Below are 22,358 nucleotides of genomic sequence, written 5' to 3'. Positions count from 1 at the left end.
CCGGCTACTCCGTGCGCAGAGCCGTAGCCGTACGGGTCCGGGCCGCCCAGCCCGCCGGGAGCAGCGCGCCCAGCACCGCGATCACGATGCCCGCCAGCCCCAGCAGCACCAGCTGAGGAGTCTCGTACACCTCGAGGACCGACGGCGGCAGATTGGTGCCCGCGGCATGCCCCATCACCGGCAGCACAAAGCCGTGCAGCGCGAACCCGGCCGGCACGCCGATCAGGCCGCCGAGCACGCCGATCCCGGCCACCGAGGCGAGCACGAGGCTCACGGTCTGCCGTGGCGACATGCCGAGCGCCTTGCAGACACCGAGGTCGTGGACGCGTTCCCGGGTGTCGAGGACAACGGAGTTGAGCACGCCCATGCCTGCCACGGAGACCAGCATGAGGGTGAGCAGCACCGCCATCGAGTTGAGGATGAGGATGAAGCTCTCCTGCTCCGAGGAGGAGCGGGCCACGGCGTCGCCGCCCAGCGGCTGTACCACTCCGGCGAGTTGTTGGGCGTATTCGGCGGGGGAGACGCCCGGCTTCACCTCGACGAGGAACATCTGGGGTTTGGCCGTGGCGAAGCCGGCGAGGTCCGCGATGAGATGCAGGCCGTCGTCCGAGGTGTCGAAGGCCTCGCCGACGATCCGCAGGGTCTGCGTGTCCTTCTTGAGGGTCACGCGAACCGTGTCGCCGATCTTGGTGCCGGTCCTCTCCAGGAAGCCCGTGGGCACCACCACCTGCCCCGCACCGCTGATCCAGTGCCCGGAGATCATCTCGTAGCTGCCGGGACGCGAATCGCCCTCGTACAAGCTGGCCTGCACCGAGCCGGAGATCCCGGGCACCGTGACCTCGGCGTGGGTCAGGCCGTAGTACGAAGCGGTGCCCGCCTGCGCCTCGATGGCAGCGCGCACCTTGGCCGGGTCGACGGCCGGAGGCGCGGACTCGCCTTCGGCGACGCGCGGTCCGCCGGGGCCGATCTTCGGTCCGCCGCTGAAGACGGTGACAGGGGCACGCTCCTCGGGGTCCGATGCGGCGCCAACCGCGTTCAGCGACGCGGTCAGCCCCACCGCGAAGGTCGCCGCGACCGTGCCGAAGGCCACCGCGAGCAGCAGGGCGAGGGTACGGACCGGGTGCGCGAAGGGACTTGCGAGCCCGTAGGTCACCGCCCGCGGCAACGGCAGCCGCCCCGCCGCCCGGTGCGCCCACTGGCCGCGCCCCGTGCGCGGCGCCCGGCCGACCGCGATGGCCTCGGCCGTACGCAGCCTTCCGGCCCGCAGCGCAGGGACCAGCGCGGCGATCCCGACGATGAACAGCGCGACGGCCGGCACGACGACGTCCACCCACCAGGCCACCGTGAGCGAAGCGGTGCCGTACGCCTGCTCGGTGTCCTCAAGCAGCGGCACGGCCAGCAGGTTTCCGAGCACGACGCCCAGTGCGATGCCGGCGCCGGCCGGGATCAACGCCTGGGCCACATAGGCGCGCACGACCTCGCGCGGGGTGAAGCCGATGGCTTTGAGGATGCCGATCCTGCGCAGGCTGGTGCCGACCGCGCCGCTGATCACACTGCCGACGATGATCACCGACATGACGATGCCGAGCACGCCGAACGCGATCAGGAACGGGATGGAGGGTGCCGCGCCCTGATCGGCGGCGCGCTTGGTGTCCAGCCAGGACTGGGTGCCCAGCAGCGCTCCTGACGGTACGGCGGAGGCGAGTTGTTTACGGGCGGCGGCGATCTGCTCCTTTGTCGCTGCAGAGTCGAAGCGGTAGAGCATCTGACTCGTGACCGGGTCGTCTTTCGAGGCCAGCGCTCTGACCTGCGCGGGCGTCGCCCAGGCATCGGCACTCCTGCCGGCCGACACGGCGAAGCCGACGACCGTCAGGGGCCGGCTGTCCGCGGCGTCCGAAGTCTTCAGGGTGGTGCCGGTATTGAGGACGGGTCCGGTGAATGACGCGGAGAGCACGATCTCGCCCGGCTTCTGCGCCCACCGGCCGGACTTGAGGTCCAGGTCGTCCACGTCGCTCTGCGGACCGGACCGGCCGACGAGGGTCAGGCCCGGCAGCTGCCCGCCTCGCGGATCCACCGGGTGGATCGTCGTGGACGGGTACGGGCCCGCAGTCGCGGTGACGCCGGCCAGCTGCCCGGTGTCCGCCAGCTTCGCCGCACTTGCCTTCGCCGGATCGAACTGCGCGGTGATGTGCGCGCCGTGCTGCTGCGCGAAGGCATGGTCGAAGGGCGCGTTCGCGGCGACCATCAGCGACCCGGCGACCACGGCCGAGGCCACGGCCATCATCGTGGCCACGGCGATCACCACGGTCTGCACCCGCCGCCGGCCCACCCCGGAGCGTACGACCCGGCCGAGCGCGCCGGCGGGGAAGCGGCTCATCGGACGACCTCCGCATGTGTGTCGAGGGCGAGGTGACCGTCGACCAGATGAATGGTGCGGCTCGCGCACGCCTGCGCCAGCGCCAGGTCATGGGTGACCAGCACGATGGTCTGACCGCCGCGGTGCAGATCCACGAGGAGTTCCCGTACGTCCTGACCCGAGGCGGTGTCCAGGGCGCCGGTCGGCTCGTCGGCGAGCAGCAGGGCGGGCCGGTTGACCAGTGCCCGGGCGACCGCGACCCGCTGGCGTTCGCCGCCGGACAGCCGGCCCGGGTAGGCGCGGGCGTGCTTCTGGATGCCCAGCACCTCCATGAGTTCACCGGCGCGGGCCGCCGCCTTCCGCCGGGCGGTCCCGGTGAGCTGGGCGGGGAGCTGGATGTTGTCGGCGACCGTGAGGTCGTCGAGCAGATTGAAGAACTGGAAGACCATGCCGATCTGTTCGCGGCGGAAGCGGGCCAGCGCGTGCTCGCTCAGCTGGTCGATCCGCCGCCCGGCCACGGTCACGGCACCTTCGGTCGGCTTGTCCAGCCCGGCGACGAGGTTCAGCAGCGTGGACTTGCCGCTGCCGGAAGGGCCTGTCACGGCGAGCGCTTCGCCCTTTTCCACGGTGAGCGTGAGCGGTCCGAGCGCGGGCGCGCCGGCGCTGTCGTACCGCTTGGCCACGCCCTCCAGTTCGATCACCTGGGTCATGGGAATTTCCGTCCTTACGCTCGAGAGGGCCGATGTCGGCTGCGGCGAACGTAGGGGCGGCCGCTGTCCGGTCGCGTCGGCCGCGGCACCGACATCGGGCCCTCCCCGCGGAGGATCCGGCGGCGGGGTCATCCCTGCGACGTACTCCCGGCGGACAGGGCCGTGGTCGCACAGTCTGATGTGGGCCGCAGCGGTCGGCCCGCACAATGTGCCGGTGGATACGGAAGACCGGCGCGGCCGGCGTCAGCAGTTGCGCGACGCGCTACGGCCGGAGGCGAAGCCCGCCCCGCTGTCGCGGCGGGCGGTGCGCGCCGATGTGCTGCTGGCGGTCGTGCTGACCGTCATCGCGCTGATCGTGGCGGCGCGCTATCCCGGCGACGGGCCGATACGCATCAGCCCGAAGTCCGAGTACGGGTTGGGGGTTCCGGTCCCGCCCCCGTTCCCCGAAGCCGGTCTGCGGGTGATGGAGGAGGAAACCTCCTCCTGGCTCTGGCCCCTGGTCGTCCTGTCGGCGCTGCCGCTGGTGGCCCGGCGCCGCTATCCGCTGGCCGCGTTCGCGGTGGTGGTGACCGCGACGCTGGCCATGGTCGACGACGCCTCCTGGATCAACGTGCTGACCTGCGTCATCGGCGCCTACAGCGCCGTCATCCACAGCCGGTACCGGGTGCGGGCGATGGCCGGACTGGTGGCCGCCGCCGTGCTGGCCGGGTTCGCGTTCCGGGAGACGGAGCCCATCATCCCGGGCTGGTCGAGCCCGGCCGTCGTGCTGCTGGTCGCCGGGGTGCTGGCCGGCCTCGTCCGCTTCTCGCAGCGGCAGCTGTCGGCGAGCCGGGACCGGTACGCAAAGCTGCAGCAGGCCCAGGAAGAGGCCACGCGGCGGGCCGTTGAGGAGGAACGCTCCCGGATCGCCGCCGAGCTGCACGACGTGGTGACCCACAATGTGAGCGTGATGGTGATCCAGGCAGGCGCGGCGCGCAAGGTGATGGACGCGGCGCCGGAGCGGTCCAAGGAAGCGCTGCTTGCGGTCGAGGCCGGAGGCCGGGCCGCCATGGCCGAACTCCGCCATGTGATGGGCCTGCTCGCCGCCCCGGACCACGAACGGCCCGACGGCCTCGAGCCCCAGCCCGGGCTCCAGCAGCTCGACGCCCTGGTCGAGCGGGTGCGCGCCGCCGGGACACTGGTGAGCGTCGCGGTGTCATTGCCGCCCGACGCTCCGGCGCCCGGCGTGGACTTGGCGGCGTACCGCGTCGTCCAGGAGGCGCTGACCAACACGATCAAACACGCGCCCGGCGCGGAAGCGTTCGTCACGATCGGCCATACCGACGACTGTCTGGAGATCGAGGTCACGGACACCGGCGGCGCCCACGACTCCCCGTCGGCGGACGGCAACGGCCGCGGGCTGATCGGGCTGCGCGAGCGGCTTGCGGTCTACGGCGGCGAACTCACGACCGGCCCTACCCTCGCCGGCGGCTACCGGATCAAGGCCCGCATCCCGTGGCGGACCGCGTGAACCGGCCACCGCTGCGTGCCGTCATCGCCGACGACCAGGCCCTGGTGCGTACCGGTTTCGGGATGATCCTCGCCGCCGACGGCATCGAAGTGGCGGCCGAGGCGGCTGACGGGGCGCAAGCAGTCGCCGCCGTCCGGCGCACCCGGCCGGACGTCGTCCTCATGGACATCCGGATGCCGCAGATGGACGGCATCGAAGCCACCCGGCGGATCCTCGACGACGGCAGCCCGGACGGCACCCGCGTCATCATCCTCACCACGTACGACCTCGACCACTATGTGTACGCCGCGCTCACCGCCGGAGCCAGCGGCTTCCTGCTCAAGGACGTGACGCCTGAACATCTGGTGGCCGCCGTCCGCCTGGTGAAGTCAGGCGACGCCCTGCTCGCGCCCACGATCACCCGTCGGCTGATCGAACGCTTCGCCCACCGCGACGAGCCGCAGACCGCCCTCCACCGCGACCTGTCCGGCCTCACTCCCCGCGAACTCGAGGTGCTCCGCCTGCTCGCGACGGGCCTCAGCAACGCCGAGCTCGCCGACCGCCTCTTCCTGAGCCCGACCACGGTCAAGACGCACATCGGCCGCATCCTGTCGAAGCTGGACCTCCGCGACCGCGTCCAGGCCGTCGTACTCGCCTACGAGACCGGACTGATCTCCCCGCGCGGCCCGAACGGGACCGGGCCTGGGACGGGGACTGGGAACGGGACCGAATGACCGGCCGCCGCTGCTAGCCGCACGGTGCGGCCAATTCCTTGGGGATTACCCCAGAACGGCCCCTGGGGGAAATGCCGCCGAACAACCGCACCCGTCGCGGACCGGCCCTGTGAACAATAAGAACGAAATGATGAGGCCATGGGATTGCGGCCAGCCCGTCCTTAGCATCGCCTCTGCCGCGCAACGCCGCGCCAATGAGGACGAGGAGCACGCCCATGTCCAGGCCCAGATCCATCGCTTCGAGTATTCGCAGGTGGTCCGGAGTCGGCCGGCGCCGCCGCGCGGTGGTGGCGGCATGCATCGCGGGACTTGGCCTCGGTTCGCTCGCCTGCCCGGCTACCGACTCGGCAGCGGCGGCGAGCGGACCGATACCCGTCGCGTGCCCGGCCGCCATGACGGGCAAAGCCACCTGTTACACCGGCCAGGACGCCCAGGGCGCCTACTACGCGATCGCCGTGCCCAACAAGTGGAACGGCTCGCTCGTCATGCACGCCCACGGCGGCCCCGACCTCGGCGAGGGCTCCGACCCGGACCGCAGCGTCGGCGACCTGGACCGCTGGTCGGTGATGGTGGACCAGGGCTATGCATGGGCCGGATCGTCCTATCGCCGCGGCGGCTACGGGACCCGGATGGCCGCCGCCGACACCGAGAACCTGCGCCGCCTGTTCGTCGAGGAGTTCGGCAAGCCGATGCGGACCTATGTGCACGGCCAGTCCTGGGGCGGCAACGTCGCCGCCAAGGTCGTGGAGGTCTACGGCTCGGCGAAGCACGGCCCGTACGACGGGGCGCTGCTCACCAACGGTGTCCTCGGCGGCGGTTCGCGCGGGTACGACTACCGGGTGGACCTGCGCGTGGTCTACCAGTACTACTGCCAGAACCACCCGCGCCCGACCGAGCCTCAGTACCCGCTGTGGGAAGGGCTGCGCGCCACTTCGACGTTGACGTCTTCGGGGCTGCGCGCGCGCCTGCAGGAATGCACGGGATTCGCCTCCGCACCGCACGAGCGGACCGCTCTGCAGCAGCGCAATCTCGACGACATCCTTGCTGTCACAGGAATACCGGAGCGAACCCTGGAGTCCCATCTGCGGTTCGCGACATTCACCTTCCGCGACATCGTGCACACCCGGCTCGGCGGGCGTAATCCATTCAGCAACCAAGGTGTTCGCTATTCCGGATCCCATGACGACAAGGCGCTCAATGCCGGAGTGGAGCGTTTCTCCGCCGACAAAACCGCCGTGCGGGACCTTTCCTACGACAGCGACCTCACGGGCAAGGTCGCGATCCCCGTTCTCACTCTCCACGCGATCGACGACCCGACAGCCTTCGTCGAGCACGAGGCGGCCTACCGCGACAGCCTCCAGGGCGCCCACCGGGCGAAGAATCTGGTGCAGACCTTCAGCCGGGAGAGCGAACACAGCGGGCTGAGCAACTCCGAGTACGCCAACTCGATCTCCACGCTGGACTCCTGGGTACGCACCGGGAAGAAGCCGACGCCGAAGTCGATCGCCGCATCCTGCCCGGCATTCGACGACACCTACGGCACCGGCTGTTTCTACGACCCGGGCTTCTACCCCGATTCCTACGCCTCGCGGGTCAACCCCCGGCCGGGCGGTCTGCGCTGGCCGGCCATGACCGCCGCCCAGGAGGAGATCTGGAGCCGGTACGACGGCGTGGGCATCGCTCACTGAGCCCGCCACCGATCCGGGGCCAGGCCCGCTGCCGCCCATGCGCGGCGGCCTCCCCGCACAGACCACACAACTGACGGGCAAGCAGGGGCCGGTGGGGTTGACACCGGCCCCTCTCGTGCACCACCCTTTCACTACTCAATTAGTGAAAGGGTGGTGCAGCATCGTGGTCGAGTTCCGTATCGATCGGCGCAGCGGCGTCGCCACCTATCTCCAGATCGTCCAGCAGACCAAACAGGCCCTGCGCCTGGGCCTGTTGGAACCGGGCGACCGGCTGCCCACGGCCCGCGAGGTTGTCGAAGCGACCGCGGTCAACCCGAACACCGTGCTCAAGGCCTACCGCGAACTGGAACGTGACGGCCTCGTCGAAGCACGGCGCGGCCTCGGCACCTTCGTCACCCGCACGCTCGGCGGCGGCACCCAGGCCGACCATGCGGCCCTGCGCGCCGACCTCACCGACTGGGTGACCCGGGCCCGCGACGCCGGTCTGGAGAAGGACGACATCACAGCGCTCTTCACATCCGTAGTGGAAGAGCAGGACAAGGGGGACCACGCATGACAGTCGCAGCCATCGAGGCAAGGAGCCTCGGCCGGACATACGGCAGGCGACGCCGCCCCGCCCTGCGCGAATGCTCGTTCCGGGTGCCCGCCGGACGGGTCTGCGCCCTGGCCGGCCCCAACGGCGCCGGCAAGTCCACCCTTCTCGCGCTCGCGGCCGGACTGCAGCGCCCGAGCGAAGGCGTCCTTCGCGTCCTTGGCACCAACCCCGCAGCCGTACGCGAGAAGTTCGCGTACGTCGCCCAGGACAAGCCGCTCTACCCGCAGCTGACCATCGGCGCCACCCTGCGCCTGGGCCACGAGCTCAACCCCGGCCGCTGGGACGCCGCGACCGCCGAACGCATCGTCGCGGAGGGCGACTTGGACCATGGCACCCGCGTCCGGTCCCTCTCCGGCGGCCAGCGCACCCGCCTCGCCCTCGCGCTCGCACTCGGCAAGCGTGCCGAACTGATGCTGCTGGACGAGCCGATGGCCGACCTCGACCCGCTCGCCCGCCACCGTCTGATGGGCACCCTGATGGCCGAGGCCGCCGAGCACGGCACCACCATCGTGATCTCCTCGCACATCCTCACCGAGCTGGAGAACACCTGCGACTACGTCCTCCTCGTCGACGGCGGCCGTATCCGCCTCGCCGGCGAGACCGAGGACCTGCTCACCGCACACACCCTGATCACGGGGCCGGTCGCCGACCTGGACCCGCACATCGTCGTCGAATCTCGGACGACGGGACGTCAGCTGACCGCGCTGGTACGGGGGTCCGGCGCGGTCAGCGACGTCTGGCAGAAGGACCGGCCGTCCCTGGAGGAAGTGCTCATGGCCCATCTCCGCAGTCCCGGCGCTCCGGCACTGCTCACCCCGAGCGCGGAGGTGGCAGCGGCATGAGCGCCCCCGCCACCCCCGCAGTCCCGGCGGCCTCCCCGGCCCCGGCGGCCCCTGCCTCCCGTGGTCTCCACGGCCTGCCCTGGGCGGTGCTGCGGCTGCACCGCGGCGCGCTGCTGCTCGCCCTCGCCTTCGTAGCCGCCGGCACCGCCGCCCTCGTGTGGCTGCACGCCTCAGGCCCGGAGGCCGTACGGTCCCTCTCGTGCGGATCGCCCGACAGCGGCCTGCGGCCGTGCCTGGAGTCCACCACCACCTCCGCCGCGTCCGAATACGGCGGCAGCATGAGTACGGTGGCCACGCTGATCGCCTGGCTGCCGTTCGCCGTGGCCGTGTACGCGGGCGCCGTACTGATAGGCCGCGAACTGGAGCGCGGCACGGCCGCCCTGGCCTGGACCCAGTCCGTCACGCCGACCCGCTGGCTGGCCGCGAAACTCCTGCTCCCTGCGGTGCTGATCACCACGGGCATGGTGCTGCTCTCACTGCTGTACCGCTGGGCGCGCGGCTCCGGCACGGAAGCGCTGGTCGACGAGTGGCACTACGACGACGTGTTCCGTGCGCTCGGGCCCGTAGGCATCGCGTACGCCCTCTGCGGCCTTGCCATGGGCGCGCTCGCCGGCCTGCTGCTCCGCCGCGCTCTGCCCGCCGCAGGGCTCGCCTTCCTTGCCACCGTCTTCCTGGCCGTCCTCGGCGAACGGCACCGCGAAGAGCTGTGGCCGGCCACCGATCGGACCACCACCGGTTCCGCCTCCGAGCTGACCAACGGTGTCTGGCAGCTGGAGAACGGCGTGCTGAGCACCTCTGGGCAGCGCATCGCGGAGACCCCGTGCTGGGACCAGTACGGCGCGGCTCTGGCACAGTGCCGGTCGCAGGAAGGCATCACCGGCGCCTACGCCGTCTTCCACCCCTCCTCGCACTTCTGGCCGCTCCAGCTCGTGGAGACCGGTGTCGTCCTCGCCATCACCGCGGTGCTGACCGCCGCGGCGTTCGTGGTGCTGCGCCGCCGCCACACCTGACTGGAACCACATGAGAGTTGGGCTCCCGCCCGTCACCGCACATACGCGGGTGACGAGCCGCCCGGCACCGTGAGGCGGGGTTCTCCCGTGCCGTCCGCCGGGACCGACCAGATGTCGCTCGGGCGGCCGTCCCGGCCCGGCAGGGCGTAGCCGAGCGTCGCGTCGTCCAGCCAGGCCGCCTGGTCGTCCACGCCACGCCGCTCGGCCGGCTGGTGTTCGCGCAGGTCCGCCAGATCGAGGACATACAGCCGCCAGGGCGCCCGTGGGTCGTCGGAGACTTTCTTCTTGAAGGCGATCCGGGTGCCGTCGGGCGACAGCGACGGGCATTCGGCGTTCTGCCGCAGCGCCTTCGCCGACCAGTTCCGCAGGTTGCCCTCCACCAGATAGGTGCGGCCCCTGGTCGAGACGGTCGCGTAGAAGCGGTTGTCGTCGCGGGCGAACGTCACGCCCCAGTAGTTGACGTCCGGGGCGTGGTAGCGGGCCCCGTCGACGGTCAGCGGGATCTCCTCCATCGACTTGATCAGATAGCCGGTGCGCAGGTCCAGGATCGACGTCCGGGTGGAGAAGCCTGAAGTGGCGTACGAGTCGCCGGTCGCGAACGTCGTCCAGGACAGCAACTGTCCCGAGGCGGAGACCCGGGCCCGGTTGGGGATGCCGGGAACGGTCACGCGGCGCACCTCCCGCAGCCCGCGGTCCAGCACCAGCGCCTGGGTGCGGGCGGGCACTCCGGGCAGCTTCCGCAGGCACAGTGCGCGCTCCGCGGCGGCGTAGAACCGCTCGCAGGACGGGCCGCCGGAGACAGCCGGCGTGTCGGGGCCGGGGCTGCGCGCGACCCGCCCGGTGGCCGCGTCACGGAAGTAAAGGCCCGGCTCGGTGATGGTGAACGAGCCGTCCGCGTCGGCCGGTTGAGGTGGATGGCCGCGATGCCTGGCATGCAGTACGTAGCCGAGTGAGCAGCCCGCGAGGACGAGCACGGCGACGACCACCAGGGCGAGGCGCAGGTGCCGGGAGCCAGGCTTCATGGTGCCTCCGCGGTGGGAGCGGGAGTGGGAGCGGGCAGGATTGCCCAGGCCGCCGCGAGCGCGGCGGCCAATGCGAAGGCCGCCGCCCACAGCGCCGGACCCTGGCCCCACACCGTCCACGCCGCCCCGAACCCGGCTGTGCCGACGAGCCGGGCCAGCGCCTGGACGGTCTGGAGCAGCGCGAGGCCGCCCGCCCGGCCGTGGGCGGGCAGCACCGGGCCGACGAGCGCCATCAGCACCCCGTCGGTCGCGGCGTAGAAGACGCCGAGGAGGAACAGGACGGCGACGAGGGTCACGGCCGATGCGGGGGCGAGCAGCAGGGCGTACGCGCCGAGGAGTGCGGCGTGCCCGAGCAGGAAGGGCAGTCGGCGGCCGACGCGATCGGCGATCCGGCCCGCCGGGACGGCGAGCAGCAGATAGCCGGCGGCGGCGCCCAGTGGCAGCAGCGGGAAGCGGTCCGGCGGGAGGTCGAGCCCGCGCTGGAGCAGCAGGTAGACGAAGGAGTCGCCGATGGTGGCGGCGCCGAGCAGGGCCGCGGCGTACAGGACGCGACGGAACACGGGGTCGCGAAGTGCCCCTTTGTGGAAAGGAGTTCGGCGTTTCACGGTCGGGCCGGGCGCCCCGGGAACGTAAAGGACCAGGAGCAGGACGCCGAGCAGGCCGGTGCAGAAGCTGACGACGAACACAGCGTCGTAGGCGTCGGCCGTGGCCCACAGCACCGCGACTGCGACGAGCGGGCCGAGGAGTGCGCCGGTGGTGTCCATGGCGCGGTGCACGCCGAAGGAGCGGCCGAGCGTCTCCGGCGGGCCGCTGAGCGAGATCAGGGCGTCGCGCGGTGCCGTCCGGATGCCCTTGCCGAGCCGGTCGGCGGCGAGCGCGGCGGCGATCCCGGCGGTGGCGCCGCCCGCGAGGAGCAGCCCGAGCCGGGACAGCGCGGAGAGCAGATAGCCGGCTCCGGCGACCTGCTTGTGCCGTCCGCCCCGGTCGGCCAGTCGCCCGCCGAGCAGCCGCACGAGCGCGGTTGCGCCGTTGAACAGCCCGTCCAGAAAGCCGAATTGGAGCGGGGAGAGGCCGAGGCCCAGGACGAGGTAGAGCGGCAGCACTGCCGTGACCATCTCCGAGGAGATGTCGGTGACGAGGCTGACCGCGCCGAGTGCGAACACGGTGCCGGGGACGCGCCGCGCCGCCGCCGGGCCGGCGGCGGGCGCGTCCGGGCGGCCGTTGGTGGCCAGGTACATCAGTGGCAGTTGTACTTCGGGCTCGTGTCCTTGACCTGTCCGTCGGCCGTGACGTAGGTCCATCCGTACCCGGAGTCGGTGAAGTCGAGCTTCAGGACGCCGTATTGGCCGCTGATCCGCTTCTGGCTGTTGGGCTGGACCTGCTCGATCGGATAGGGCTCGGCGCCGCCCATGCCGCCGACGATCTCCACGATCCCGTCGGCCTTCGCCCGGCCGTCGGGGTCCTGCGGCGCGAACCGCTCGTAGTGGTGGTCGTGCCCGTTGAGAACGAGGTCGGCCTTCGCGGCGTAAAGGATCTTCCAGACCGGCCGGGACACGGGGTCGTTGCCGTGTCCGCCGGAGGAGTACAGCGGGTGATGCCAGTAGGCGGCAACGCACCGCTTGCTGTTTGCCGCCAGGTCGGCCTTCAGCCAGTTGAGCTGGGCGCTCTGGTCGAAGGAGTTGGAGTCGAGTGCGACGAAGTGCCAGTTGCCCTCGTCGTAGCTGTAGTAGCTCTTGCCCTGCGGGAAGGCGAGGGAGCCGTAGTACGCCTTGTAGCCCGCGAGGGCGCCCGCCGGGTCGTATGTCTCGTGATTGCCCGGCACCGGGCGGGTCTTCGCCTTGAAGGCGCCCCAGGTCTTGTCGTAGTAGGCCCGGTAGTCCTCGATGCGGGCGTCGTCGTACTGGTTGTCGCCCATCGTCAGATAGAGCTTCGGGTCGATCCGCCGGGCGAGCGCGGCGGTCTTCGGATGGGCGCAGGAACTGTCGGACGCGGTGCACTGGGCAGCGATGTCACCGGCCGCGACGACCGTGAAGGCCCCGGCGGGCGGCTGACCGCCGTCGAGCGTGCCGTACACCTCGATCTCGAAGAGCGAGTAGCCGTACGTCGTGCCGCGCGCTGTGCCGTACACGCGCAGGTACCTGCCCTGGCCGGACAGTCCGGTCCAGTCGTCGGTGCCGCCGTTGCCCGCGGCCTCGGTGGCGACCGGGGTCCATGCGGCTCCGTCGGCGGAGACCTCGACGCGGTACGCCTTGGCGTAGGCGGCCTCCCAACTCAGCTTCACCCGCGAGACGGTGGCGGCCGAGCCGAGGTCGACCCGGATCCACTGTGGGTCTGTGCCCTCGGCGCTGGCCCAGCGGGTGGCCGGGTCGCCGTCGAAGGCGTTCCGCGCGCCCAGCGACGAGGTTTCGGTGGAGGAGGCGTTCGCGGGCTTCCCGTGCGAGATGAGCGGGTCGGCGGCGGCACCGGCCCGTTCGGGCAGCGCGAGCAGGAGCCCGACGACAAGCGCCAGCACGGCGGTGAGGAGGAGGGGGAGGGTGAGTCTGGGGGGTCGAACTGAGGCGTTCAGGCGCATACCTGGACTCCCTGGCCTTGGGGGCGGCGAGAGCTGGACACCGGTGCGCAGCGCGCCGTACCCAAGCCCGCGGACGGGCATGGGGCAGCGCACCGGCGGCCGGGTCAGAGCTCTCGCTGAGCGCGTCATGCCCACGTGTGTCGGGCACCGCGCCAAGCCACCGCCAGGGATGCTAGCGGACAGGAAAGTTTCCTACTAGTCCCGTTGAGGGCCCGGGTCCGCCATTTGCTGTGCCAGCCACCGCAGTTGAACCGCCTGTTGATGCGGACCGCCGCCCTCGTGGCCGTTGAAGTCGTAGACCTCGATCTCCTTGTGGGGACCCGCATAGGCGTTGAAGGCCGCGAACACCGTCGACGGCGGGCACGTCAGGTCCTCCAGGGCCGCCGAGAACAGCGCCGGCGCCCGGCCCCGGGCCGCGAAGTGCACACCGTCGAAGTAGGCCAGCGTGCTCCGGACCCGTTCCACACTGCCCCGGTGCGTGCTGAGATAGTGGCCCACCTCCCGGTACGGCGTACGGTCCGAGATCGCGGTGGCCCGCGGGAAGTCGCACAGGAACGGGACGTCCGGCGCGATCGCCACCAGGTCGGGCACGAGCGCGCCCACCGCCAGTGTGATCCCGCCGCCCTGGCTCACTCCCACTGCCGCCGTGCGGGCCGCGTCCGTGCGGGGGTGGGACCGGGCTGCCTCGACGGCCCTCACCGCGTCGGTGAACACCCGCCGGTAGTAGTAGGCGTAGGGATCCTCAATGCCCTTCGTGAGAAACCCTGGATAGGCCGGTGCGCTGCCCACCGGGTCCGCCGTCGACCCGGCGGCCCAGCCGCTGCCCTGGCCGCGTGTGTCCATCACGAAGTGGGCGAAGCCCGCCGACGCCCACAGCAGATGAGTGTGGGGGAGGCCGCGGCCGCCTCCGTAGCCGACGAACTCGACGACCACGGGCAGCGATTCACTCGTGCCGGCGGGGAGGACCAGCCAGCCCTTGACCGGATGGCCGCCGAAACCCGCGAAGGTCGCGTCGTACACGTCGACGGTCACCAGGCCCGTGTCCACGAGGTCGAAGCGGGCGTCGAGTTCATGCGTCCGCGCCTGCGCCAGCGTCTTCGCCCAGAACCGCTCGAAGTCCGCGGGCTCGACGGATCGGCTGCGCCAGGTGCGGAGTTCGTCGAGAGGAACGTCGAACTGGGCCATGCGGCACCGCCTTTGGTTCGGGAGCCCGACCGGAGGGGCGAAGGGGAAGGGCCCGGGAAAGTCGTGTCCGGTCCCTTGACCGAGGGCCGAAGGGCCCTCACAGTACTCGTTAATGCGCATTAGTAATACGCATTAGCGACCAGGAGGAGTGAGGGTGGAACAACCCCGGAAGCGTTCCAAGCCCGGCCGTACCCCCGCACCCGCGGGCCGTACGTCACGGCCGCGGCAGGCCGAGGTCGCACGGCTGGCCGGCGTCTCGCAGGCCACGGTGTCCCTGGTGCTGGCGGACAACAAGCGGCAGGGCGCGACGATTTCGGAGGAGACCCGGCAGAAGGTGCTCGACGCCGCCCGCGAGCTGGGGTACGTACCCGATCCCGCGGCCCGCAGGCTCGCGGCGGCGCGCAACAACCTGCTCGGTGTCTTCAGCTTCACCGCCACGTTTCCCACCGATGTGCGGCACTCGTACTACCCGTTCCTGGTCGGTGTCGAGCAGGAGGCCGCGGCGTGCGGCTACGACCTGGTGCTCTTCACCGGCTCCAGCAGTGGCGGCGCGGGGGCGGGAGGACCGGACGCGCTGAGCCGCGTCAGGCTCGCCGACGGGTGTCTCTTCCTCGGTCGCCACGCACCCGCCGACGAACTGCGGCGGCTGGTGGCCGACGGATATCCCGTGGTCCACCTGGGCCGCAGGGACGAACTGGAGGGCCTCGCCTGGGTCGGCGCCGACTACGTCAGCGCCAGCCGTGAGGTCGTGGAGCACCTCGCACGGGCGGACCACCGGCGCATTGTCCTCGTACGTGAGGACGATGACGCGCCGGCCTCGACCGACCGCGAGCACGGCTTCCTCAAGGGCCTGGAAGCCGCCGGGCTGCCCGCGGGCCCCGCCGCCGTCTTCCGCTCGGCGGACCCGGAGCGCGAGCTGACCGCCGAGCGGCTGCGCGAGTGGCTGGGCGACGGCGTCACCGCGTTCGTCGCCGAGGAGACCGACACGGGAGGGGCCTGGCGAGCACTGTGGAACGCCGTCCGTCAGGCCGGGCTCGACTGCCCGCGCGACGTCTCCCTCGCGCTGCTGGGCAGCCCGCCGGCCGATCTGGCGGACGGGCCGCAGCCCACGGGATTCGACATACCGCGCCCGCAGTTGGGCGCTGCGGCCGTGCGGACGCTCGCCGCCATCGTGGCCGGAGAGGACGTCGAGGAACCCCTGGTGACCTGCGTCTTCCGGCCGGGCGCCACGGCAGGCCGGCCGCCGGCCGCCACCTGAACCAGCAACAGGACTCAACCGACAGCTGAACCAACTCCACGCGGAACCGAACTCGTACAAGGAGATACGTGATACCCGAACCGGACATCCTCGTCGTGGGCGGCGGACTGGGCGGCGTGGCCGCGGCACTCGCCGCCTGCCGGGCCGGCCGCACCGTCGTCCTCACCGAGGAGACCGACTGGATCGGCGGACAGCTCACGTCCCAGGCCGTGCCGCCGGACGAGCACCCCTGGGTCGAGCAGTTCGGCACCACGGCGAGCTATCGAGCCCTGCGCGAGGGGATCCGCGAGTACTACCGCCGGTGGTATCCCCTGCGCTCCGAGGCGTTGGCGCTGACTCGGCTCAACCCGGGCGCCGGGCGCGTGAGCAAGCTCTGCCACGAGCCGCGAGTGGCCCTGGCCGTGCTGGAGTCGATGCTCGCGCCGCACAGAGCGTCGGGCCGGCTCACCCTCCTCACCGAGCACCTGCCTGTCGGTGCCGAGGCCGACAACGATGTCATACGCTCCGTCACGTTCGACGACCGCCGTGAGGGCTGCCGTCGCACGGTCTCCGCCCGCTATGTCATCGACGCCACCGAAACGGGCGAACTGCTCGAACTCGCCGGAGTGGAGCACGCCGTCGGCGCCGAGTCCCGTGCCGAGTTCGACGAACCGCACGCCCCCGACCAGGCCGATCCGCTCAACCAGCAGGGCATCACGGTGTGCTTCGCGCTCTCGCACCACGAGGGCCAGGACCACACGATCGACCGCCCCGCCGACTACGACTTCTGGCGCTCGTACCGCCCCGGCTTCTGGCCGGGTCCCCTGCTCGGTTTCGAGGCGCCCGATCCCCGATCCCTGGAACCGGTTCCGCGCACCTTCGTGCCGAACCCGGCTCTCGATCCGCTCGACGTCACCGCCGACCAGAGTGCCGACGCGGGCGACAAGGAACTGTGGGGCTTCCGCCGCATCCTCGCCCGCAAAATGCACCGCCCGGGTGCCTTCCACTCCGACATCACCCTCGTCAACTGGCCGCTGAACGACTACTGGCTCAAGCCCTTCATCGGCCAGGAAGCCGAAGCGCTGCGCGAGGCACGGCAGTTGTCGCTGTCCCTCCTGTACTGGCTGCAGACCGAGGCCCCGCGCGAAGACGGCGGAACCGGCTTCCCGGGACTGCGGATCCGCCCCGACGTCACCGGCACCGCCGACGGCCTCGCGAAGTCGCCGTATCTGCGCGAGTCCCGCCGCATCAAGGCCGTCACCACCGTCACCGAACACGACGTCGCCGTCGACCTCGTCGGGCCGTACGGCGGCACGCGGCACCGCGACTCGGTCGGTGTCGGCAGCTACCGCATCGATCTGCATCCCTCCACCGGCGGCGACAACTACATCGACATCGCTTCGGTGCCCTTCGAGATCCCACTCGGCGCGCTGCTCCCGCGCCGCGTCCGCAATCTCCTGCCCGCCGGCAAGAACATCGGCACCACTCACATCACCAACGGCTGCTACCGGCTCCACCCGGTGGAGTGGAACGCCGGCGAGGTCGCGGGCGCACTCGCCGCCCACTGCCTGACCGACGGAGTCGAACCGCACCAGGTCCAGTCCGAGGAGAAGAGGTTCCAGGAGTTCGCAAGGCTGCTCGACCGCGACGGGGTCCAGCGTCACTGGCCCGACGTACGCGGCTACTGAACATCCGACGGGGCGTGCGCGGCGGACCGCCGGGCGGGACAGCTCCACCTGTCCCACCCGGCCCGTCCGCGCATCGCGCCGACCGGCACAAGGAGGTGCCCAACCATGACCACCCACCGCATCCGCGTCGGCATCGACGTGGGCGGAACCTTCACCGACGCCGTGGCCGTCGACGCCGCGACCCTGGAACTGCTCGGCCAGGTGAAGGTTCCCACCAGCCACCATCACGAGGACGGAGTCGCGCACGGCATCGTCGAAGCGCTCGACCGGCTGCTCCAGCAGACCGGACACGCCCCGCAGGACATCGCCTTCCTGGCCCACGGCACGACCCAGGCTACCAACGCGCTGCTGGAGGGTGATGTCGCGACCGTCGGCCTGATCGGCATCGGCGCCGGGCCCGGAGCGGCCCTCACCCGCCGGCTCTCCGCACTGCGCAAGCTCGAACTCACGCCCGGCAAAAGACTTCCGCTCGCCTATGCCCATGTCGCCGACCCCTCAGACGCCGGTGCGGTCCGGGCCGCCGTCGACGCGTTGGTGCGCGATGGCGCCCATGTCCTGGTCGCCAGCGAACCGTTCAGCGTCGACCGGCCCGAAGGGGAAGCAGCCGTGCTGGAGGCGGCACGCGCCCACGGGCTGCCGATGACCGCCGCGCACGAGATCACCTCGCTGTACGGGCTGCACAAGCGCACCCGTACCGCCGTCGTCAACGCGGCGATCCTGCCCCGGATGCTGGCCACGGCCGACCTCGTCGACGCCTCCGTCACCAAGGCCGGCGTCGGCGCCCCGCTGATGGTGATGCGCTGCGACGGCGGCGTGATGTCGCTCGAAGAGATGCGCCGCAGACCCCTGCTGACCGTCCTGTCGGGACCTGCGGCGGGCGTCGCGGGCGCTCTGATGCAGGAACGGATCAGCGAGGGCGTGTTCCTGGAGACCGGCGGCACCTCCACCGACATCAGCGTCGTACGGCGCGGAAAGGTCGCCGTCCGGCACGCCACCGTCCTCGGCCGGACGTCGTACCTGAACGCGCTGGACGTACGGACCGTCGGCGTCGGCGGCGGATCGATGGTCCGTATCGGCGAAGGCCGGATCACCGGGGTCGGACCGCGCAGCGCCCACATCGCCGGGCTGCCGTACGCCTGTTACGCCACGCTCGACGACCTGCGCGACGCGGTGGTCACCACAGTCCGGCCGATGGACGGCGACCCCGCGGACTACGCGGTGCTCGACGCGGCCGGCGGGCGCTACGCCGTCACCATGACCTGCGCCGCCAACGCGCTGGGCCGGGTCCCAGAAGGCGACTTCGCCCGCTGCGACCAGGAGGTCGCCAAGGCTGCCGTCGCCCCGCTCGCGGCCCGGCTCGGCGTCGACGTGGCGACGGCCGCCGCCCGCATCCTCGATGCGGGCACGGCACAGGTCCGCACCGTCGTCGACGCGATGATCCGCGAGTACCGGCTCGACAAGGACACCGCCGTTCTCGTGGGCGGGGGAGGGGGTGCGGCGAGCGTGACTCCGCATCTGGCCGCAGCCGGCGCCATGGAAGGGAGAATCGCGCGCCACAACGAGGTCATCAGCCCCATCGGCGTCGCCCTCGCACTCGTCCGCGAGCAGGTGGAACGGATCATCCCGGGCGCCGGACAGGAGCAGATACTCGCCGTGCGGGCCGAGGCGGAGGCAGCCGTCATCGCCCAGGGCGCAGCCGCCGACGGCGTCGAGGTCGAAGTCACCGTCGACCCGCAGACCTCCACCGTGCGGGCCGTCGCCACCGGTGCGACCGAGTTGCGCACGCAGGACCGGGCGCACCGGGCCGACGAGGCCGAGCGGTTGCGCACGGCGGCGGCCAGTCTCAGGACAGACCCGTCCGCGGTCCGGAAGCTGGCCGGGACCGCCGCGCACACGGTGTACGGCGCCGAGGCGCGCCGCCGGTTCCGCGCCACACGCCGTCCCGTACGGGTCGTCGACGCCGACGGTGTGGTCAGGCTCCATGTGGCGGACGCACACGTGGAGTCCACCACCGTGGGCCGGGCCGGTGACGTGCTCGCCGCACAGGTGCGGGAGACCACGTCGTACGGAGACGGCGGAGTACGCGCTCCGGCGGTCCGGCTGCTGCTCGGCTCGAGGATCGCTGATCTCTCCGGCGTACTCGACCCCGAACCGCTGCTCGCACTCGCCCGCAGCGAGCTGCGTGACCGGCCCGCCGACGAGCCCGTCGTCGCCGTCCTGGAGGTGCGGACATGACCGCGCGTCGCAGGACAGCGACGGAGACCGCCACGCCCGGCGCGAGCGCGGCAGGCCTGGCCGGACCGGATGCGATCACCCGGCTGGAAGCGGCCGACGACCTCGATCTCGCCGCCGACTTCCTCGCCGCGACCCCCACGCACGAGGGGCGCGACCGTGCACTGCTGAGCGCATGGGCGCGCGCCGCCGAGGAGTTCGGGGCCACCGTTGCGCAGACGTCGGCGCGTGCCCGCGTCGTGGAGCGCGCCGGCGGCCTGGAACTCGGCCTGCTGGCCCGCTACACATCGAGGCCCACCGCGACGGTCGAGCTGTATACCGACACCCTCGCGCTCGCAGAGGCACTGATCGAGCAGCGTGGCTGGCGGCACTGGTACCCGGAAGGTTCGGTGCGTGCCGCCGCCCTCGCCCACGAGGCGGTGCACGAACAGCTCCACCACGGACCGGCCAAGGCGGCGCTGAAGAGATCCCTGGGCCATGTCGTTCTGCGGATCGGCCGCCGCCGCGTCCTCGGCCATGTCGCGGGTGCCGAGGAGATCGCCGCCCACGCACACGCCCGCACCGTCTGCGGACTCGGCCGCAGCCCGCTCCTGCTCACCGCCGCGCTCGCCTCGTACGAAAGAGAGAACTGACCGCCATGGGCATCGTGATCCTGATCGTCATGGCGGCCGGTGTCGCCGCGATGCTTGCCCGCAAGCTCCCCACGGCCTTCGCCCTCGTGCTGCTGGCCGTCGTCATCGCCTTCGTCTCCGGCGCCCCGCTCACCGGCAAGGAGAGCGTCCTCGACACGGTCCTCCAGGAGGGCGCCCCGACCCTCGCCGCGACGATGATCGCGGTGCTCCTGGGCTCCTGGCTCGGCAAGCTGCTCGACGAGACCGGCATCGCCGGCACGCTGGTCCGGAAGATCGTCGAATTCGGCGGCGACCGGCCGACCGTGGTCGCGCTCGGTGTCCTCGCGGTCTCCGCGCTCGTCGGCACCGTGACCGGTTCGGCGCCGGCGGCGATGCTGGCCGGCATCATCGGCATCCCCGCCATGATCGCCGTCGGCATCCCCAAGGTCACCGCGGCCGGCACGATCCTGATGGGCATCGCCGTGGGAATCCCCTTCGAGCTGCCGATCTGGCAGTTCTTCTCGACCGCCTTGGAGCTGCCGGTCCCGACCGTCCGCGGCTTCATGGTGAAGCTGTTCCCGTTCGCCCTGGTCGCGGCCGTCGCCTTCGTGCTCGTCGAGTCGCGTCGCCGCGGCGTCGAGCATGCCTGGTCACTCAAGTCCCCGGCCACCAAGCGGCGTTCACGTCGCGAACACCTCGGCGACGCTCCCTGGTACGCGCTGCTGACGCCGGTCGTGCCGCTGGCCCTCGCCCTCGGCCTCGAGGTGGCCATCATCCCGTCGCTGCTCGCGGGCGTGCTCTACGCACTGGTGACCACGACCCGGCCGCGTGAGATGAACAAGCGGCTGCTGCGCACGCTGTACGGAGGTTTCGAGATCGCGGCTCCGCCGATCGCACTGTTCATCGCGATCGGCATCCTGCTCGCGGCGGTGAAGCTGCCGGGCGCGGTCGAGGCGCTCGAACCGCTGGTCAAGGCTGTCAGTCCGCAGAACGCGGTGCTGTTCGTCCTCGTCTTCACGCTGCTGGTGCCGCTCTGTCTGTACCGCGGCCCGCTCAATGTCTTCGGCCTCGGCGCGGGCATCGCCGGCGTCCTGATCGCCGCCGGTATCTACCCGGCGACCGCCGTGCTCGGCCTCGCCACGTCCTACAACCAGGTGTTCGGCGTCGCCGACCCCACCAGTACGCAGACCGTGTGGAGCGCCCAGTACTCAGGAGTGACCCCGCAACAGGTCATGCTGCGCACCCTGCCGTACGTGTGGGCCGTCGCGCTCGGCGGGTTCTGCGTCACCGCCGCCACCTATCTCTGACACACCCCCATCACCGGCATCAGCTCCCGGGACGGAGTCACGACATGCACGAGCCCCAACACCCCAGCCGCCGCCACATACTGCGCGGTGCGGCCGCCACTGCCACGGTCCTCGCCGTCGGCGGCACGACCGGCGGGACCGCGGCCGCCGCCCCCGGCGGATTCCCCGACTACCGCTATCTCAAAACGCTGCTGACGCCCGCTCAGCTGCGGTACAACCCCACCGGCGAGATCATCTTCCCCTGCATCAGGGGCGCTTCGGGCCGTGTCCCGGCACCGCTGGGCCGCTACTACCTCTACTACGCGCCCCACGACGCCCCCGGCGGCATCTGCCTCGCCTACAGCAACGCGCTGGAGGGCCCGTACACGGAGTACCCGGCCAACCCGATCGTCTCCAACGACTGGCAGCCCCACTACCGGGTCAGCCATGTCTCGTCCCCGCACGTGCTGTGGAACGAGGACGCCAAGGAGATGTGGCTGTACTTCCACGGCGAGAACACCACGACGCGCCTCGCCCGCTCCAAGGACGGCATCCACTTCACCTACGACAAGGTCGTGCTCAGCACATCGATGATGCCCTCGGGCACCACCGAGACCTCCTACGCCCGCGTCTTCCGGCACGATCTGCCGTCCAGGGGCGCGCGCTACGTGATGCTGTTCATGCTCAACAACACGACCAACCACCGTGACATCCACTGGGGTTGGTCGCCCGACGGCCGCGGGTGGACCTTCGATCAGCGGCCGCTGGTCCGCCACTGGGACGTCGGTGCCGTCAACATCGGCGGCCCGCACCTGCTGACCAGGAACGGCAGCGCGTACGTCGTCTACAACAAGGACAAGGGAAGCGGCGGCGACCTCATGATCACCGAGGTCGGCAACGACTTCTCCCGCCGCAACCACCTGGGCGTCTTCCACAATTCCCTGAACGGCGCGCCGGACAACGGACGCGTCGCGGCGCCCTCGTTCGGGACGCAGAACGGCGTCCAGTACATGGTCTATGAGGCGGGGGAGCGTCTCCAGGGCGTGATCGCTCTCGCCCGGGCGGTGTAGCGACCCGCGCGGTGCGGGACCCGGGCAGGCT

At 71.3% G+C, this 22,358-nt stretch carries 18 protein-coding genes; 12 read left to right on the top strand and 6 right to left on the bottom strand.

Features of this window, described 5'->3' with window-relative positions; genetic code table 11:
- Positions 1 to 4: 4 nt before the first annotated feature.
- Both ACH4YL_RS13700 and ACH4YL_RS13695 read right to left on the bottom strand, forming a co-directional pair.
- Positions 5 to 2,377, bottom strand: a complete 2,373-nt coding sequence (locus ACH4YL_RS13700; protein WP_398507485.1) for an ABC transporter permease — start codon at positions 2,375 to 2,377, stop codon at positions 5 to 7.
- Positions 2,374 to 3,066: an ABC transporter ATP-binding protein gene (locus ACH4YL_RS13695; RefSeq protein ID WP_398507484.1), complete on the bottom strand. Its 693-nt coding sequence runs from the start codon at positions 3,064 to 3,066 to the stop codon at positions 2,374 to 2,376. The genes ACH4YL_RS13700 and ACH4YL_RS13695 overlap by 4 nt, the downstream gene beginning before the upstream one ends.
- 214 nt (positions 3,067 to 3,280) lie before the next feature.
- Between ACH4YL_RS13695 and ACH4YL_RS13690 the strand changes: the two genes are divergently transcribed.
- From ACH4YL_RS13690 to ACH4YL_RS13665, 6 genes are all read left to right on the top strand, one after another.
- Positions 3,281 to 4,576, top strand: a complete 1,296-nt coding sequence (locus ACH4YL_RS13690) for a sensor histidine kinase (RefSeq protein ID WP_398507483.1) — start codon at positions 3,281 to 3,283, stop codon at positions 4,574 to 4,576.
- Positions 4,561 to 5,289: a response regulator gene (locus tag ACH4YL_RS13685; protein ID WP_398507482.1), complete on the top strand. Its 729-nt coding sequence runs from the start codon at positions 4,561 to 4,563 to the stop codon at positions 5,287 to 5,289. The genes ACH4YL_RS13690 and ACH4YL_RS13685 overlap by 16 nt, the downstream gene beginning before the upstream one ends.
- Positions 5,290 to 5,504: 215 nt before the next feature.
- On the top strand, positions 5,505 to 6,977 hold the full coding sequence (locus tag ACH4YL_RS13680; protein WP_398507481.1) for a hypothetical protein: 1,473 nt from the start codon (positions 5,505 to 5,507) through the stop codon (positions 6,975 to 6,977).
- 163 nt (positions 6,978 to 7,140) lie between these two features.
- Positions 7,141 to 7,533 (top strand): GntR family transcriptional regulator, encoded by a 393-nt coding sequence (locus ACH4YL_RS13675; protein ID WP_398507480.1) that lies wholly within the window; start codon positions 7,141 to 7,143, stop codon positions 7,531 to 7,533.
- The gene (locus tag ACH4YL_RS13670; protein WP_398507479.1) at positions 7,530 to 8,414 is read left to right on the top strand and encodes an ABC transporter ATP-binding protein; all 885 of its coding nucleotides are present in this window, start codon (positions 7,530 to 7,532) and stop codon (positions 8,412 to 8,414) included. The genes ACH4YL_RS13675 and ACH4YL_RS13670 overlap by 4 nt, the downstream gene beginning before the upstream one ends.
- Positions 8,411 to 9,424, top strand: a complete 1,014-nt coding sequence (locus tag ACH4YL_RS13665) for a hypothetical protein (RefSeq protein WP_398507478.1) — start codon at positions 8,411 to 8,413, stop codon at positions 9,422 to 9,424. The genes ACH4YL_RS13670 and ACH4YL_RS13665 overlap by 4 nt, the downstream gene beginning before the upstream one ends.
- Before the next feature lie 32 nt (positions 9,425 to 9,456).
- On the opposite strand, the gene ACH4YL_RS13660 is transcribed toward ACH4YL_RS13665, so the two are convergent.
- The 4 genes from ACH4YL_RS13660 to ACH4YL_RS13645 all read right to left on the bottom strand — a co-directional run bounded on the left by ACH4YL_RS13660 (position 9,457) and on the right by ACH4YL_RS13645 (position 14,203).
- Positions 9,457 to 10,446 (bottom strand): TolB family protein, encoded by a 990-nt coding sequence (locus ACH4YL_RS13660; RefSeq protein WP_398507477.1) that lies wholly within the window; start codon positions 10,444 to 10,446, stop codon positions 9,457 to 9,459.
- Positions 10,443 to 11,684, bottom strand: a complete 1,242-nt coding sequence (locus tag ACH4YL_RS13655) for an MFS transporter (RefSeq protein ID WP_398507476.1) — start codon at positions 11,682 to 11,684, stop codon at positions 10,443 to 10,445. The genes ACH4YL_RS13660 and ACH4YL_RS13655 overlap by 4 nt, the downstream gene beginning before the upstream one ends.
- Positions 11,684 to 12,958: a discoidin domain-containing protein gene (locus tag ACH4YL_RS13650; protein WP_398507475.1), complete on the bottom strand. Its 1,275-nt coding sequence runs from the start codon at positions 12,956 to 12,958 to the stop codon at positions 11,684 to 11,686. The genes ACH4YL_RS13655 and ACH4YL_RS13650 overlap by 1 nt, the downstream gene beginning before the upstream one ends.
- A 255-nt stretch (positions 12,959 to 13,213) precedes the next feature.
- The gene (locus ACH4YL_RS13645; protein WP_398507474.1) at positions 13,214 to 14,203 is read right to left on the bottom strand and encodes an acetylxylan esterase; all 990 of its coding nucleotides are present in this window, start codon (positions 14,201 to 14,203) and stop codon (positions 13,214 to 13,216) included.
- A 154-nt stretch (positions 14,204 to 14,357) separates the two neighbouring features.
- Between ACH4YL_RS13645 and ACH4YL_RS13640 the strand changes: the two genes are divergently transcribed.
- The 6 genes from ACH4YL_RS13640 (at position 14,358) to ACH4YL_RS13615 (ending at position 22,327) form a co-directional block, all read left to right on the top strand.
- Positions 14,358 to 15,461, top strand: coding sequence for a LacI family DNA-binding transcriptional regulator (locus ACH4YL_RS13640; RefSeq protein WP_398507473.1), 1,104 nt, complete (start codon positions 14,358 to 14,360; stop codon positions 15,459 to 15,461).
- A 68-nt stretch (positions 15,462 to 15,529) separates the two neighbouring features.
- A complete protein-coding gene (locus tag ACH4YL_RS13635; protein WP_398507472.1) occupies positions 15,530 to 17,128 on the top strand; it encodes an FAD-dependent oxidoreductase in 1,599 nt (532 codons plus the stop codon).
- A 105-nt stretch (positions 17,129 to 17,233) separates the two neighbouring features.
- Positions 17,234 to 19,363, top strand: coding sequence for a hydantoinase/oxoprolinase family protein (locus ACH4YL_RS13630; RefSeq protein ID WP_398507471.1), 2,130 nt, complete (start codon positions 17,234 to 17,236; stop codon positions 19,361 to 19,363).
- Entirely contained in the window at positions 19,360 to 19,992 is a 633-nt protein-coding gene (locus ACH4YL_RS13625; protein WP_398507470.1) for a hypothetical protein, read from the top strand. The genes ACH4YL_RS13630 and ACH4YL_RS13625 overlap by 4 nt, the downstream gene beginning before the upstream one ends.
- A 5-nt stretch (positions 19,993 to 19,997) precedes the next feature.
- Positions 19,998 to 21,278, top strand: coding sequence for a TRAP transporter large permease subunit (locus ACH4YL_RS13620; protein ID WP_398507469.1), 1,281 nt, complete (start codon positions 19,998 to 20,000; stop codon positions 21,276 to 21,278).
- A 44-nt stretch (positions 21,279 to 21,322) separates the two neighbouring features.
- Positions 21,323 to 22,327, top strand: a complete 1,005-nt coding sequence (locus ACH4YL_RS13615; protein ID WP_398507468.1) for a hypothetical protein — start codon at positions 21,323 to 21,325, stop codon at positions 22,325 to 22,327.
- Positions 22,328 to 22,358 lie beyond the last annotated feature (31 nt).

It is taken from the genome of Streptomyces sp. NPDC020681 (genome assembly GCF_044334895.1).
Classification (GTDB): Bacteria; Actinomycetota; Actinomycetes; order Streptomycetales; family Streptomycetaceae; genus Streptomyces.
Note: the sequence above shows the minus strand (reverse complement) of the source record. Positions and strands in the feature narration are given on the sequence as shown.